Source organism: Akkermansia sp. RCC_12PD, from assembly GCF_036417355.1.
In the GTDB taxonomy this organism is placed as follows: Bacteria; Verrucomicrobiota; Verrucomicrobiia; order Verrucomicrobiales; family Akkermansiaceae; genus Akkermansia.
Genome location: NZ_CP143889.1, coordinates 2555860 through 2571481, shown reverse-complemented (window position 1 = coordinate 2571481; position 15622 = coordinate 2555860). Strand labels below are relative to the sequence as shown.

Below are 15622 nucleotides of genomic sequence, written 5' to 3'. Positions count from 1 at the left end.
CCATTTACAATGCTTTAAATCATTTTTCTTCTTCCAAACGCCTCTCACCAAATTCAAGAACATAACAATTATTTTCAATAATTTCATGCACTCCATTTATTATAAAATATTCTTTAAATGAAATACTTATGCAATTATCAAAAGACATTTTTCTCCTGAGTTTCCTTTTCTGAACGGATTTCAAATCCGCACATTCCCTTCTCCTTTTCATTCCGTTCCCATCTTTTCCGCGCCTCCGCCAATGGATTCCGCATGCAACAGGCGCGGAACGGCAGCCTTTGATTCAAGTCTTTCATTTGCATGATATTGTAATTGCTACAAATTGACAGAAACTGCTTCAGACTTCTTTCCCCACCTTCTCCCAGTATCATTTTTTTCACGAAAACACAGAAAAATAAATTTATCCCGCCGTGAAAAACAGTCTGCACTCTGACCCGAAATATGGAGAATCGACGGCGGCCAGACGCCTTTTTTTTAAATTTCTGCAGGCCCTGAAAAAGTTTTTCAAAAATTCCGTATATTTTCGATAACAAGTGAAAGGGTAATTTCCATCTGTATCCCCCGGTGATCACGGTGCATTCATGACAGCGGGAAAGGCGACGGCTTTCCTTCTTGCCCTCCGGGCATCAGGTCGCTAGAATAAATGGAGCAAGTTTTTCATTTTTCCCTCATGGCCATTTTCGGTACCTCCCATCTATCCGACGCCGGCGACCTGCTGATTTTCAACAAGCTGTCCCACAAAACCCTGCTTATGTTCGAAAAGGAACTGGGCAGGGACCGCATTACCTACCTGGTGGAGGAAGCCCTCCCTCCGGACGCGGCTATCGCGGCCCATCTGGAATCCACCAAGGCGGACGGCATTCTGTTTCGCGCGGAAACCAGCGACCCCATCGCCCTGCGCGCGGCGATCATGGAGCGCATCAACCAGGGGCGCAGGGTGGTTTTCCTGCCCGGCCCTGTGGCGCATATCAAGGGTTCCATCTGCCAGATTCCCCCGCGGGTCATGAAAACCCTGGGAGCCCTGCACATTTCCCCCGTCCCGGTGTATGTGGGTTTTTACACCAGCTCCGTATTGGATGCGGAAGCGGATACGGACGCCCAGGCGGACATCCAGATTTACATCCTTCCCAAGCTGGCGCCGGGCGCTGAAATGGCCGCGCGCCTGACCACCGCATGGCTGGAATGCTCCGCCCAGGCGTATGCCACGCTGCCCCAGCTCCACGGCTCCCTTTCCGCCCTGCTGTTCCGCAGTCTCAAGCAGCATTCGGATTGCCGGGTTATTGACGGGATTGACGACACTTCCCTGACATACGGCCAGCTTCTGGCCATTTCCATAGCCTTCGCCAGGCGACTGAAGAAAATCACCTCCAACCGGAGGGTGGGCATCATCCTGCCGCCAGGCAAAGGGGCGGCCATTGCCAATCTGGGCTGCCTGTTTGCGGGCAAGACCCCAGTCAATTTCAATTATTCCGCCTCGGAAAGCGCTTTCGCCAGTTCCGTAAAACAGTCCGGCGTGGACTGGTTCATCACGGCGGACACCTTCATGCGCAAGCTCCAGAACTTTCCGTGGCCACCCCAGCGGGACCTGATTTTCATGGAGCGCGAACTTCCCCTTCTCAAAGGTTCCGCCAAGCGGTGGGGACTGGCCATCAAGTTCCTGACAGCCGGTTTCATGATCAGGAAACTGGGGCTGGACACGCCTGTGGGCGGGGATGAAGCCGTGCTGATGTTTACTTCCGGCTCTTCCGGAGAGCCCAAGGGGGTTCCCCTCACTCACCACAACCTGCTTGCCAATATTTCCCAGTGTTCCTCCCGCATCACTCTGGCCCCGCAGAGCAGGTTCCTGGGCAGCCTGCCCGTGTTCCACTGCTTCGGCATCACTATCGGCCTGTGGTATCCGATGATCGGAGGATACGACATGGTAACCTACCCTTCCCCTCTGGAAGCCAAGCGTCTGGGCGCGCTGATCAAGCAGTACGGCATCAGCCTGGTGGTTACCACCCCCACCTTCCTGCGCGGCTTCATGAAGCGGTGCGAACCGGATACTTTCAAGACGGTCCGCTACCTGATCGTGGGCGCGGAAAAACTGCCTGAAGACCTCGCCGCCGCCTTCCGGGAAAAATTCGGCACCATTCCGTGTGAAGGATACGGCCTGACGGAAGCATCCCCCGTCTGTTCCGTCAATTTTGTGGACTCTGCTCCGTCCAATGCCGCCGGCGACTTTATTCCGGGCATGAAAAAAGGGACCGTAGGCGCGCTGCTGCCCGGCATTGCCGTACGCATCACCAGTCCGCATACGGGGCGCGTAGTGCCCGTCACCACTTCCGGCATGATCTGGCTGAAGGGGCCGAACATTTTCCCCGGCTACCTGGGCGGACCGGAAGTGAACAGGGACATCTTCGTGGACGGCTGGCTGAAGACCGGAGACATTGGCGCCGCGGACGAATACGGCTTTCTTAAAATAGAGGGGCGCGTCTCCCGCTTCTCCAAGATCGGCGGGGAAATGGTCCCCCATGAAGCGCTGGAAGCAGCCATCATGAATATATGGAACCTGGACCCCACTGACGACGAACGGAGAATTGCCGTGGTCACCATTCCGGACCAGGCGAAGGGAGAAGCCGTGGCCCTGCTGACCACCCTGGTGACGGATTACGTGCACCAGGCGCGCACCTTGATCCGGCACGGCCTGATCGACCAGGGGCTGCCCGCCCTGTGGTGCCCCAAAGAGATCATCCCCGTGGAGCATATCCCGGTGCTGCCTTCCGGCAAGCTGGACCTGAAGCAGTGCAGGATGCTGGCGTACGAGGCGCTGAACATTCCCTTTGAACCGTAAACCATGGAATTTCCGCAGGAAACGGCTTCCGCCCCCCGGCCCATCACGGTCAAGCAGCTTGTTTACCGTCTCAGGGACGTGGTCGGCATCTCCGTCGGAACCCAGTGGGTTGTTGGAGAGCTGAGCAACGTCAAGCACCATACCAGCGGACATATTTATTTCACCCTGAAGGAACAGGGTGCTGAAATATTCTGCGCCTTTTTCAAGAACGCCGCCGCGCGTTGTCCCCTGCGGCTCCAGGAGGGCATGAAGGTGCACGTGCTGGGGAACGCCACCGTATACCCGGACAGGGGGCAGCTTCAACTGGTTATCAAAGAGGTGCGGGCCGCCGGCATGGGTGATCTCCAGGCGCGCTTCCTGGAACTGAAGGAAAAGCTCCAGCGGGAAGGCCTGTTTGACGCGGAATGCAAAAGAGCCATTCCCCGCTTTCCGCGCGCCATCGGCATCGTCACCTCCCCTACCGGAGCCGTCATCCAGGACATGCGCCACGTGCTGGAACGCCGCGCCCCCTGGGTGAAGGCATACCTGCTGCCCGTCCGCGTCCAGGGAAGCGGGGCGGAGCGCGAGATTGCCGCCGCCATCCGGGCATGGTCCCATGCGCCGCACAACGGACTGCCCCCCGTGGACGTCCTCATCGTGGGCCGCGGAGGCGGCTCTATAGAAGATTTGTGGAATTTCAACGAGGAGACTGTGGCGCGCGCCATCCACGAATGTACCATTCCCGTTATTTCCGCGGTAGGTCACGACACCGACTTCACCATTGCGGATTTTGTGGCCGACCTGCGGGCTCCCACCCCCACCGCGGCGGCGGAACTCGCCACGCCGGATGGCCCGGAATGGCTCCGCAAACTCGGAAGAATGGAGCAGGCGCTCCATGCTTCAGCACGCCATTCCCTGCTGCACGCCCGGCTGAAACTGGACGTTTATCTGCGCGGCAGATTGCTGGACGCAGACTCTCTTCTGGCCCCGTACGCACAGCGTCTGGACGGGATGGAAGAATCCCTGCTGTCTTCCTCTTTATTCCGAATACAACATAATTTACTTTTAATCAATCAACTGGAACACAAGCTCCAGTTGAGCCATCCCTGCCATCTCAACAAGGGGCGGGCCCAGCAGCTCTCAGCCCTGCAGTCCCGGCTGCTTCATGCCGCAACCGCCAGAATGACGGCGTTTTCATCTTCCCTGACTCTTTTGCAGACCAGGCTGGAAGCCCACAATCCCGAACAGACGCTGCGCCGGGGATACGCACTCGTGGAGAATGAAGACAGACAGTTAATCCGGAAAACCGGGCAGGTTCATGCCGGAGAAAAGCTAAAAGTTCGTGTCTTCAACGGTCATTTTTTTGTCACGGCTGACAAACATCAATAAGTTTATTACAAGCATATAATCGCACATTTTTTGCACACAATCTAACAAATTGTGTTTTTTCTGGATTTTACCGGAATTGGGACATATCCTAAGAGAAGCTTATTACTACTGCCCGCATTCTCTGGTCCCAATAATTCACGCGCATATGCCTTGTAAAAACATCACCCGCTATACTTACGAAACTACGGCCTTTCAAGGCTACCGGCTGGCTATTTGTAAGAACAAGCGCTTATTCACCCGTTATTTTTCGGATTCCCAGTACGGAGGTGCGGAAGCGGCGCTTCAGGAGGCAATGAGGGTGAGAGACAATATTTTCAAGCTTCTTGAACAGGGCAACTTGACCGTTAGCCAAGTTTTCGCAAAATATACCGTGCGTTCCCGACGCCAGTCCGCAGCGGACCGCCGGGAAAAAATGGCCCACGGCAAACGGACCTCCCTCCAATCAAGACAAAAGGCCAAAGTGCGCAGTTGATTTACCTTTCGTGCGGTTCGCCGCTCCTTCTCCGGAGACATAGCTGGGTTCCGTGCCGGAAGAAGATGGAGGGGGAAGGGAAAGTTCTCCAACGTTCGTCTTCAAAGAATCCGGCAACATTTGAAGACGGTTCCGTATTTTTATTCCCGTCCTGTTATCTTCGCCCGTACGCAGGCATCAGGACATTAATTACCTTCTGCGGCGGCGGGCGGCAGGCCGTTCCGGTTCTTCCGCAGGAGCCTCTCCGATTTTTGTCAATACCCGGCGCGCCTCCGTGGTTCTATTCTGCTTGCGGCACACTTCCGCCCAGTCACGGTGGATTTTCTTGTAAAGTTCCTCCGACTGGATGGATGCCAGGTTGGTCTGGAGAGTGGCCTTGTCTTCATCACTCAGTGCATCCCATGTTTCCACCAGCTTTCCGTATTGCAATTCCGCTACCGCCCATTGTTCCCTCCCGGCGCTGATTTCCGCCTGGAGAGTCATGATCACGGGCTGAAGAGCCTGGATGAAGGTGGTGCTTTCCCGTGCCACTTTCATCGCCTGATCGGAATATTTTACCGCCTGGTCGTAATCCTTCGCCCTCAGGAAAGCCGCGGCAATATTCACATCTTCATACGCCCGCTTTACCAAGGCTTCCGCCTGCGCGTACTTGTCCAGCTGGGAACGCAGTTCCGCAATTTCCTGGCTCAGGCTGGAACCGCTGAGAATGCGCGGGGCGTCCACCCCCAGCGTCATGGCGGAGCCTTCCGCACGGGAGAGCAGCCGCGCCGCTTCCTTCAAATTCCCCATTTGCATCCTCACGCGGGCCAGCGCGAGCATAGTCTCCGGAGTGCAGTCCATTTCCGTCTCCGCGGCACGGAAGCAGATCAGGGCGGCTTCCAACTGGTCTGCCATGCCCTTCAATTCAGCCTGGGAATATTTCCGCCGCGCATTGAGGGGCATGTTCAGTTCATTCAGGATGATGCGCCCCATGTCCGGACTGGCCGTGAGGCGGAATCGGGAAAGCAATTCCCTGGCAATGGTGCTGTCCGTACGGCCAGGTTGTCCGGTCGCCTTTTCCGGCAGGGTATCCTGAAGCAGCAGGATTTTCACCATGCTTTTTACGTCCTCGGGCTTTTTCAACATGCTCCTCATCACAGGGGAGGAGGCCTGCTTGCACAGGGAGGAAAAACGTTCGAACTTGGCCTGGTCATAGGCATAATGGGCCAGCGGTTCCAGGCAGGCCAGCAGAACGGAAACATGGTCTTCCGGCGTATTGTTCAAAATCACTTCATACAACCGTTCCGCTGCGGCGTCATGGTTGCGCGCGGCAAATTCACGCGCCCAGTTCAGGCTGACGTTCAGCAGGCGGTCCCGGTCCGTCCCCGGCAGGGAGCCGGAATTGGAGAGTTTCTTTTCCAGAAGGGATGCAATCATGGGCTCTGACTCCTTGACCATGCCGCGCCGGTCCATTTCCATAGCCAGAAGCCATGCAAAGGAGTCGCGCGCCTCCGCGGAATTCATCCATTCCACCTCCTTGTCCACGGATGCGGCCAGTGCCGCCAATTCCTCATTCGAGCCGTTCCAGGAGTCCAGCATGCCCTGAAGATGCCCCATGGCCTGGGTCTGGCTGTGCACCTCGTGAATCGTGGGCTTGAACCAGCTTTCAATGGCGGGCCAGTACTGGACATAGCCGAACCAGAGGCCGCCCAGCGCTACCAAACAGAGGACCGGTTTCCAGTAAGACTTTTTCTTGCGCGACGGACGATAAGGCTTATTGGAAAAATGGCGCTCGGAACTCATGCAGGCATTGAGCCAAAAAGAGGGCACAAATCAAGCAAAATCAGCAGTCCGCAACGTCTTACGGCGCGGCGGCGGAGGGCCGTCACCGCCGGGAAGATACCCTGCCGCCGTCCGTCCGGCGCACGGGAGAACTCCGGCGCACCCGCGGAAATCCGGATTCCTTCCAGCATTCATCCGCCTTCTCCGTCATTCCCAGTTCATCGTAACAGCGGCCGAGCTGCTTGTAGTTTTCCGACCTCTGTTCTCCTTCCAGCAGCGGCAGCACGGCTTCAAAAGCGTTCACTGCCTCCTGCCACTGCTCACCGTCGCACAGGGCGTAGGCCTTGCACAGGTAGGACTGGACCAGCAAATTTTTCCGTTCCGGCCCGTCCCCGCATTTCAGCAGGGCGTCCACGGCGCGGGAATACGCCTGGAGGGCTCCTTCACGGTCCCCTTCCATGTCGCTGGCCATTCCCAGGGAATGGTACACCCTGCCCAGGGAAAGGGTATCTGAAGAGAAGTTGGATTCCCGGACCTGGATGGATTGCCGGAGGTTTTCCCGCGCCTTTCCTCCTTCCCCGGCGTCCAGCCACGCTTTCCCCAGGCCCTCGCGGGACTGGGCGGCAATCATGGGAGAGACCGCCGCATTGCTCACTGCTTTCAGGAAATCCGCACGTGCTTCCGGCGCGGCCTTTCGCATGATGTTGACCCATCCGCGCTGGTCATACAGACCGGCCCAGAAGGCGTGGTCCGCCGGAAGCACGCCGCGGGCGGCGCCTTCCGCCTGGTGAAGGTAGGCCAGCGCCTCTTCATAATTTCCCTGCTCCGTGGAGATGCGTGCCAGCCCGCGCAGAGCGTTCAGGCAGTCGTTGAGCAGATAGGAGGCATTTTCCGAGCCGGTGAGCCCCTTCAGGAACAGCTCGCGGGCCTCCTCCTTCCTGCCTGCTTCCAGCATGGCTTCTCCCATGCTGATGCTGGCCAGCGCCAGGTCTCCCGTGGTCTTGCCCTGTTCCTGGGGGAACAGAACCAGAGCTTCCTTGAAATAGGCCCGTGATTCCGGAACATGGCCCGCAGCGCGGGCCAGCCTGCCCTGGGCGGCCAGAAGCCTGGACTTAACGGCAAGAGAGTCGCTCCCCAGGAGGGCGGAAGCCTCCACGGCGCGCTGCAGCAACGCATTTGCCTGGTCATTCCGGTTCAATATCTGGTCAATAGAACTCATGGTTTGAAGGGCTTTCACCAGCTCGGCGGCCATGCTCCCCTTCTCATACCCATCCACGGCTATTTTCAAATAATCGTAGGCAGCCGCGTACTGGTGCTCCGCCAGCAGGGCCCGGGCCACGGCATCAGCGCGGGGAGCCCATATCTGCCGCTTTCCCTCCGCGTAGCCTGCCTCAATCAATTCCCTGGCCGAAGGAAGCGCCTGCTTCACACCGCCGCGGCTGATCAGTTCGCGGGTCAGCCCCCAGGCCGTTTCCGACCGAACTTCCGGATCCCTGATCCAGGCGAGGCGTTCCTCCCGGTTGTCCAGAATTCCGGACAGGCTTTCCCGGGAAGCGAACACATCCGCCATGAAACGGGACAATTTCTGGAAAGCTTTTTCATCACTCTTCTGGATCACTACCGGAGGGGTATGCAGGGCTCCTTCATCGTAACCGATGCGGTAGGCCATGTGATACGTCAAAAACTCCAGCAACAGGACGGCCATGCACAGGCACAGGGCAATCAGCCATTTGGTGCGTGAAGAAAGAGGTTTCAGGGGAGGAGTGGACGCCTGCATAACGGGAGCACAACGTTAACGGCCCTCCCCCGGAATTCAAGCCTTTTGAATGCCGCGTGTGCCGCAACGCCGCTGGAAGGAGGGAGGCGACGTTTCGCTCAAGCTCCCCCAGCCAATAATTGATCAGAAAACGCGGCCGCCGGGATACGATAAAAAACGGAACCGCCTACTTTCCAATCCGGCGCTTTTGTTCCGACGCACGGTAAAGCTGCCACGCATTCCACAAATTATGCCACAGAACGTAAAAGGTAGGTCCGAGCGCGGCGATGGGATTGGAATACGTCAGAGCCAGATAGATGGAAAGCGTAGTATTCTTCTGACCCAGGGCCTGGCTGCATTCCGCGGAGCGGGCCCTGCCGCCCAGCAAATGGCCCAGGCCGAAGTTCAGGGCGCAAATCAGCAGGGAAAGAGCTCCTATCTGCTCCAGCACACGTTCCGAAATACCGGCCCGGGAGGAAATGTCATGGGAAGCGTTTGCGGCAATCAGCACCAGAATCACCACCCAGACGCCGAAGGTGACGTCCTTCAGCTTCCGGGGCCACGCGATGGCACGGGGATAAAAACGGCGCGCGGCCAGGGCCAGCACAAGAGGCAGGAGCATCACCAGGGCTATGTTCTGGGCTACGTTGACATAAATCTCAAAGCCGCCCTGCCCCACCACCATGGGCAGAATGAAAGGGAGCAGAATGCAAATGACGCCGTTGGTCACAAGAAGGGCGGTCAGCATAAACTCCACGCTGCCGCCCAGCAGCCCCATCACCACCGGAGCTGCAGTGGCCGTAGGCATGACGCCCACGAAAAACGCAGCCTCCGCCAGGTAACCGGACCCAAACGACGCGCGGCATACGCCCCATGCGGCCAGGGCAATCAGCAAATTGGCCCCTACCAGCAGCCAATGAGGACGTTCCGGCTTCATCCGCTTGAAGCGGATTCCCAGAAAAGTCACGAAAAGCATGCCAATGAGCATCCATTTGAATGTCCAGCCGTACACATGAAGCCAGGGCATCATGTAACCCGCAACGAATGCGACCACGATGGCAAACGTACGGATGAGGGACTTGAACATGCCGAACTCCGGAAAGATAAAATGCCTACATGGTCTTTCCGCACATGCGGATCAGGGATTCCACCTGATGGACAATGAGTTCAAACAGATCCTTCACGCTCCCTTTCGGAATCCTGTTGGCCTCCATCAGCTCCATGATCATCCGGAGACGCGTCAGAAGCCCGATCATGATGCTTTCAATGGCGAGCACCGTCCAGAAAATCTGGTATGAGGAAGCGTCCGGAAACATCTTGCGGATGCTGTCATGAAGCTGCCGCCGAATGGGGGAATACACCTCCTTGATATATTCCACGGCAATTTCCGGCGTCTGCACATGGCAAATGCCCATCAGGCGCAGATAATGGGGGAACGTGTTCAGTTCCTCCAGAGTCAGGTCCCCCGTGTTCAGAAGTCCGTAAAAGGAGGGGTACACGTATGCGTGGGCCAGGGCCTCAATGGAGCCGTCCCGCTCCATGGCCTCCGCCACCCGGGCCATCCGGAAATCCCGTGCCAGCGGGGCGTACTTCATCATGACCGCCTTCCACAGCCCTTCCTTGCCGCCGAAGTGGTAGTTGGCGGAGGCTATATTGACGTCGGCCGCCTGGGAAATCATGCGCAGCGACGTTTCCGTATAGCCGTATTCGGCAAACAGATTTTCGGCGGCCTCCAGCAGCCGTTCCCTGGTCCCTTGCTCCTGTTTCATAATGGGACGTATGTCTATCTTGGTTACTGTTACGGATTCACGCGCAAAGCGCGTACCTGGAGGGAATGGTTGTGGGCATCCAACCCCTCTACTCGGGCGAACTCCGCCACATACGGAGCCGACCTCAGAACGGCATCCCCATTCATGCGCACCACGCTGGTGCGCCGCTGGAACTGGTCCGCCCGCAGACCGGAAAACGACTTGCCCGCCCCGCCCGTGGGCAGCGTATGGCTGGGACCCGCCAGAAAATCGCCGCAAGCCACCGTAGACAGGGCCCCCGCATAAATGGCGCCGGCCGTCCGAATGGCCGCCAGCACGGACTCTTCATCCTCCGTCACCAGAACCAGGTGTTCCGGAGCAAATGCATTCACCAGGTCCACTCCCTCCTGAATAGAGGAGACCAGAAAACCGTACGCGTGCTTGTCCAGCACCTCGCGGATGATAGCGCCCCGGCTCAACAGGGCCGCCTGGCGTTCCACTTCCGCCTCCACCCGTTCCAGCAGCTCTTCCGAGGTAGTCACAAATACCACGACGCTGTCCGGCCCGTGCTCGCCCTGGGCCAGCAGGTCGGCGGCCAGAAACTCGGCGTCCGCCGTCTCATCCGCCAGCACCATCACTTCGCTCGGCCCGGGAAGAAGATCAATGGCCACGGCGCCCACCAGCTGGCGCTTGGCCTCCACCACAAAACGGTTGCCGGGGCCGAAAATCTTTTCCACGGGCTTCACGCTCTCCGTACCCAACGCCAGCGCGGCGATCGCCTGGGCGCCGCCTATCTTGATAATTTCCGTGGCGCCGGAAGCCTTCAGCGCATATAAAAGAGCGGGGTTCACCCGTCCGTCCGGCCCGCACGGCGTGGCGGCCACGATTTCCCGCACGCCGGCGGCCTGGGCAAAGCCGCCCGTCATGATGGAGGTGGACACAAGGGGCGCCTTGCCCCCGGGAATGTAAATGCCCACGCGGTCATAGGGAAGGAAGCGTTCCGCAACCTCCACGCCCTGGGCATTCACTCCGGACCAGTCCTGCCTGCGGCTGCGGTCTGAAAAATAATGAATGTTCTTCAGGGAAGCGGCAATGGCCTCCTTCACGGATTCCTCCACGGCGGCTTCCGCCTCCGCCAGTTCCTCCGCGGTGACAAACAGGGAGCCGCTGTCCAGGGTGACCTTGTCAAACCTGGCGGCATAATCAAACAGGGCGGCGTCTCCGCGGGCGGCAACGTCCTGAATAATGGAATCAACGGTATCTCTTACGGAATTCTCGGGAAGGGCCCGGCGGTTCATCCGGTTTTTCATCTCTTCAAAACAACTATCGGCAGGTCGATAAATTTTCATAAAATAGCAACATACGGAAATGGAAGGAAAGTTTCCCAATCTTTATGCAGACAGTCAAGCCTTCTGTCCTCTTTGATTTCCACAACGGTAACGGGAAAAAAATAAAAAGACCAAACCATTATCCCTTGACCGGCACGGGAAATAGTCCTAGCCTTTCTTCCGCAAACATTTGGCCGAACGGCCCACTGTCATGAATATTCACGAATATCAAGCAAAACAACTCTTTGAGCGCTTTGGCGTGGCAACTCCCAAGGGCATTGCCGCCACCACCGCCCAGGAAGCAGCACAAGTAGCCCGCGACATGGGCGTTTCCCAATACGTAGTTAAGGCACAGGTACATGCCGGAGGACGCGGCAAAGGGACATTCAAAAACGGGTTCAAGGGCGGCGTGCACGTCGTCAACTCCGTGGAGGAAGTGGAAGACGTAGCCGGCAAGATGCTCAACCAGGTACTGGTCACCAAGCAAACCGGGGAAGCCGGAAAGCTGGTCAGCAAGATCATGGTGGCGGAAGCCGTGGACCTTAAAAAGGAATGCTACTTCGCCATCCTGCAGGACCGCGCCCGGGAATGCCCCGTCATCGTCGCCAGCACGGAAGGCGGCATGGACATTGAAGAAGTAGCGGCCATCCACCCGGAAGCCATCATCCGCGAACACATTGACCCGGCCCTGGGCATCCTGCCCTTCCAGGCCCTCAAAATCGCCGTGGCTCTGGGCCTCACCGGTCCCCTGCTCCGCCAGGCGACCAAGCTCATTACCAATGTTTACAAGCTCTTCACCGCCCTGGACTGCTCCCTGGTGGAAATCAACCCCCTCGTCGTCACCACGGATGACCGCGTGTGCGCCCTGGATGCCAAATTCAACTTTGACGACAACGCCCTGTACCGTCATCCGGAAATCATGGAAATGCGGGATGAAACGGAAGAAGACCCCCGCGAAGTGGAAGCCGGCAAATACGACCTGAACTACATCGGCCTGGACGGCAACATCGGCTGCATGGTGAACGGCGCCGGACTGGCCATGGCCACGATGGACATCATCAAATACTACGGCGGCGATCCCGCCAACTTCCTGGACGTGGGCGGCTCCGCTACGGAGGAAATGGTCACCAACGCGTTCCGCATCCTCACCAGCGACAAGAACGTCAAGGCCCTTCTCGTCAACATCTTTGGCGGCATCATGCGCTGCGACGTCATCGCCCAGGGCATCGTGGCCGCAGCAAAAAACATCGACATGAAAATCCCGCTCGTCGTCCGCCTGGAAGGCACCAACGTGGAAATCGGCAAGAAAATCCTCGCCGACAGCGGCATCGCCATCATCCCTGCCGACAATCTGGACGAAGCTGCCCAGAAGGCGGTTGCAGCAGTCAAATAACCCTCACCATTTATTACGACAATGACATCTCTCATTGACAAAAACACCCGTCTCGTCGTGCAAGGCATCACCGGCAGCGCCGGCGCATTCCACGCCAAAAACTGCATGGACTTTGGCACTAACGTGGTTGCCGGCGTAACTCCCGGCAAGGGCGGCCAGCTCTTTGAAGGCAAGGTCCCCGTATTCGACACTGTGGCGGAAGCCAAAAAGGCCACGGACTGCAACGCCTCCATGATCTTCGTCCCGCCGCCCTTCGCGGCTGACGCCATCATGGAAGCCGCGGACGCGGGCGTCAAGCTCATCGTCTGCATCACGGAAGGCATCCCGGTGCAGGACATGCAGAAAGTGAAGGTATTCCTGAAAGACAAGGACGTGACCCTCATCGGCCCGAACTGCCCCGGCATCGTCAACCCCTCCGCCAGCTGCAAGATCGGCATCATGCCGGCGTACATCTTCAAGCCCGGCAGAATCGGCATCGTTTCCCGTTCCGGCACGCTCACCTATGAAGCCGTCTGGCAGGTCACCAACATGGGCCTGGGCCAGAGCATGTGCATCGGCATCGGCGGCGACCCCGTCCATGGCATGACCCAGCAGCAGGCCGTTCAATTCTTCACGGAAGACCCCAACACGGACGCCTTCATCATGATCGGTGAAATCGGTGGTTCCGAGGAAGAGGAAGCCGCTGAATGGATCAAGAACAACTGCAAGAAGCCCGTGGCCGCCTTCATCGCCGGAGCCACGGCTCCCAAGGGACGCCGCATGGGCCACGCGGGCGCCATCGTGGCCGGAGGCAAAGGCACCGCCGCCGCCAAGCAGGAAGCCCTGCGCGAAGCGGGCATCGTGGTCGCCAAGACGCCGGCCCAGATGGGCGCCGCCCTGGCGGAAGCCATGAAGAACAAGGGCATGTAACTTGCTGTTTTCATCAGCCTGTTTCCAAGCGCCTCCCGCCATGGGAGGCGCTTTTTTTAGTGCGTAAACAAAAAATCATGGCATTCCCTGCCCTCAAACGGTTCCCCAAGACGTTCAATTTCATATAAGGTCCTTCCATTTCCAATATACCTCGCCTCAGGCCCTCCATGATTCCATCTTTTAAGGCTGCATGTTTGCGGACTCTTCTTCCCTATTCCCACGGTTTTGGTTTTATTCTCTGGCAATCTGATTCAGTGCCAACATCCTATTGACAGAGGGGAAAATGTGATTTCCCTGTTCATTCAGAAAATGTCAGGCCTGGAAATGAAAAAGAAAATGCCATTTTTCAGGAAAGCAAAATGGCAAGCTTATATTGAGGCTATTGACAAACTTACGACGAAAACCATCGCAGAAAAATCTGGCACGGCCTTAAAAAAACAGCAATGAAGGTTAAAACACTATGAACACGTTACCACCTTTATACATATTTGTGGTCTGTCTCTTTATCGGGGCGGCCAATGCTGCCGACTCCCACCCCATGCTGGAAAGTCCCGCCTGCATTGACTCATACCGACAGCCCTCTCCCGCCGTCCGGGAACTTTCCTCATCCCTGCGGAACAAGCTGTTCAAATCATTTTATGAAAAGGCTAAAAAACATACACATACCTTCAAGGTAACTACACGAGACAATGTTGATACCGAATTGAGGGAAAAAATATGGCATTGCTACCTCGTAGCTTTGGCCCCCACCTTTTCCTTCAACACATACAAGCACACCGAACCGGAAATAAACATTGACGAAATGTCTGACATTAACCAAAAATCCAAGGTTTGTCTCTTCATGGAAAAATATATCAGATTGGTTAGAAAAACCGATAAAATCAGGGAGCCTGAAAAGAAGCGGATTATTACACGCCTCCTGCTCCCTTATTATGCCCATATATTGAGGCAATTCAAAAGTGCGCACGAGACCAATCCCTTCCGGATCACCGAGGATGACCCTCAACAAGGAAGCCTTGCTCATCGACCTGCCGAAGAACAAGTAAAAAAGCTCCGTCATCTTAAAATGGAAGATCTTCGGAAACTCATGAACGACGTTGCAACAGGAGAGTCTTTTATCAACACGAGAAATCAGGTTTTCGAAGACGAAGTCAAAGAGCTTGAAAAAACGTTCATGGAAATCCTTGTTGCCGTATTTCCAGGCAACTATGCTAACGCGGAGGAATTCCTTCTCAAGGCAGGATATTCAAAGGAAGACATTCCCGCTCTCATTGACCGTACAGTTGGCAGGAACAGCAAAACTGATTTTCTTTATAAAGGAAAACACCGTTCTAATCATGACAGGCTTCTCAGGAAAAAGAAATAAGTTCGAGTTAGCCCTGGGGGCAACGTAGCTGGAACGCTACTTCTACACAGACGGGGGTCAACAACCTCATCGACCGACATGAACATATCCGTTATTCCAGGACACACCTGCAAGGACAGTTTCCATGCGGCCATTGCCACGGCAGCCGTGGAAACCTTGAAGGGACACGTTCTCAGGCAGGAAATTTCCGAAGGGAGACAACGGACACGGCTCCATCGACCTGCTGAAAGCAAAGCGCCCCTGATTTTCAATACTTCCAGTACTCTGGAGAAACGTGAACAATTCGTTTTCGGCGATCCTCTCCAAGCACATCAGGAAAAACTGAATCTTCGCTTTCTGCGGAATAACCTCCCTTGAAAGAAAAATGTTCCGCATCATTGCAGACCGTACGCCCGATGGCTGCTACAAATGGCTGGAAGAAATCCGGGAAATCGTAGCCGGCTATTTTTCCCGCAGAGAAAAGAGAATGAATCACAAACAAAAAACCTGTTTTCACAGGGATTGGGAAAACGTACAGAACCGTATTAAGCCACGGACCAATTCCCTGCCGTAAATGGGACAAGGGGAAATAGTTTTTTCCCTTAAACCGAACTGTTTTTATATTCTACCGTCAAGGGATATTCTCCTTGGAGACATCTTCCGGACAATGTCTTCAATAAACATTGGGAAGCAAAAAACACAAGGCAAA

General features: G+C 56.3%; 14 protein-coding genes. 7 read left to right on the top strand and 7 right to left on the bottom strand.

Features of this window, described 5'->3' with window-relative positions; genetic code table 11:
* Nucleotides 1–19 precede the first annotated feature (19 nt).
* The gene (locus V3C20_RS10920) at nt 20–211 is read right to left on the bottom strand and encodes a hypothetical protein (RefSeq protein WP_130084657.1); all 192 of its coding nucleotides are present in this window, start codon (nt 209–211) and stop codon (nt 20–22) included.
* A gap of 459 nt (nt 212–670) precedes the next feature.
* Here V3C20_RS10920 and V3C20_RS10915 point away from each other — a divergent pair, with 459 nt between their 5' ends.
* The 3 genes from V3C20_RS10915 to V3C20_RS10905 all read left to right on the top strand — a co-directional run bounded on the left by V3C20_RS10915 (nt 671) and on the right by V3C20_RS10905 (nt 4673).
* On the top strand, nt 671–2833 hold the full coding sequence (locus V3C20_RS10915; protein WP_161981504.1) for an AMP-binding protein: 2163 nt from the start codon (nt 671–673) through the stop codon (nt 2831–2833).
* Nucleotides 2834–2836: 3 nt separating this feature from the next.
* On the top strand, nt 2837–4201 hold the full coding sequence (gene xseA / locus V3C20_RS10910; protein WP_130084659.1) for an exodeoxyribonuclease VII large subunit: 1365 nt from the start codon (nt 2837–2839) through the stop codon (nt 4199–4201).
* Between the two features lie 145 nt (nt 4202–4346).
* A complete protein-coding gene (locus V3C20_RS10905; protein ID WP_130084660.1) occupies nt 4347–4673 on the top strand; it encodes a hypothetical protein in 327 nt (108 codons plus the stop codon).
* A 189-nt stretch (nt 4674–4862) separates the two neighbouring features.
* Here the strand turns inward: V3C20_RS10905 and V3C20_RS10900 are convergent, their stop codons facing one another.
* The 5 genes from V3C20_RS10900 to hisD all read right to left on the bottom strand — a co-directional run bounded on the left by V3C20_RS10900 (nt 4863) and on the right by hisD (nt 11248).
* On the bottom strand, nt 4863–6455 hold the full coding sequence (locus tag V3C20_RS10900; RefSeq protein ID WP_130084661.1) for a hypothetical protein: 1593 nt from the start codon (nt 6453–6455) through the stop codon (nt 4863–4865).
* An 82-nt stretch (nt 6456–6537) separates the two neighbouring features.
* Nucleotides 6538–8211, bottom strand: a complete 1674-nt coding sequence (locus tag V3C20_RS10895) for a tetratricopeptide repeat protein (RefSeq protein ID WP_130084662.1) — start codon at nt 8209–8211, stop codon at nt 6538–6540.
* 166 nt (nt 8212–8377) lie between these two features.
* Complete coding sequence (locus tag V3C20_RS10890) at nt 8378–9277, bottom strand: hypothetical protein (RefSeq protein WP_130084663.1); 900 nt, start codon at nt 9275–9277, stop codon at nt 8378–8380.
* Between the two features lie 25 nt (nt 9278–9302).
* The gene (locus V3C20_RS10885; RefSeq protein ID WP_130084664.1) at nt 9303–9959 is read right to left on the bottom strand and encodes a TetR/AcrR family transcriptional regulator; all 657 of its coding nucleotides are present in this window, start codon (nt 9957–9959) and stop codon (nt 9303–9305) included.
* 29 nt (nt 9960–9988) lie between these two features.
* The gene (hisD, locus tag V3C20_RS10880; protein WP_240042504.1) at nt 9989–11248 is read right to left on the bottom strand and encodes a histidinol dehydrogenase; all 1260 of its coding nucleotides are present in this window, start codon (nt 11246–11248) and stop codon (nt 9989–9991) included.
* A gap of 229 nt (nt 11249–11477) precedes the next feature.
* Between hisD and sucC the strand changes: the two genes are divergently transcribed.
* The 4 genes from sucC to V3C20_RS10860 all read left to right on the top strand — a co-directional run bounded on the left by sucC (nt 11478) and on the right by V3C20_RS10860 (nt 14934).
* Nucleotides 11478–12659, top strand: coding sequence for an ADP-forming succinate--CoA ligase subunit beta (sucC, locus tag V3C20_RS10875; RefSeq protein WP_130084666.1), 1182 nt, complete (start codon nt 11478–11480; stop codon nt 12657–12659).
* A gap of 21 nt (nt 12660–12680) precedes the next feature.
* Nucleotides 12681–13568 carry a succinate--CoA ligase subunit alpha gene (gene sucD, locus V3C20_RS10870; RefSeq protein WP_067570758.1) on the top strand — a complete coding sequence of 296 codons (888 nt, stop codon included), beginning with the start codon at nt 12681–12683 and terminating at the stop codon, nt 13566–13568.
* Between the two features lie 285 nt (nt 13569–13853).
* Nucleotides 13854–14015 (top strand): hypothetical protein, encoded by a 162-nt coding sequence (locus tag V3C20_RS10865; protein ID WP_153815384.1) that lies wholly within the window; start codon nt 13854–13856, stop codon nt 14013–14015.
* Nucleotides 14016–14028: 13 nt separating this feature from the next.
* Nucleotides 14029–14934: a hypothetical protein gene (locus V3C20_RS10860; protein WP_130084667.1), complete on the top strand. Its 906-nt coding sequence runs from the start codon at nt 14029–14031 to the stop codon at nt 14932–14934.
* A 247-nt stretch (nt 14935–15181) separates the two neighbouring features.
* On the opposite strand, the gene V3C20_RS10855 is transcribed toward V3C20_RS10860, so the two are convergent.
* Nucleotides 15182–15430 (bottom strand): hypothetical protein, encoded by a 249-nt coding sequence (locus V3C20_RS10855; protein ID WP_153812575.1) that lies wholly within the window; start codon nt 15428–15430, stop codon nt 15182–15184.
* Between the last annotated feature and the right edge of the window lie 192 nt (nt 15431–15622).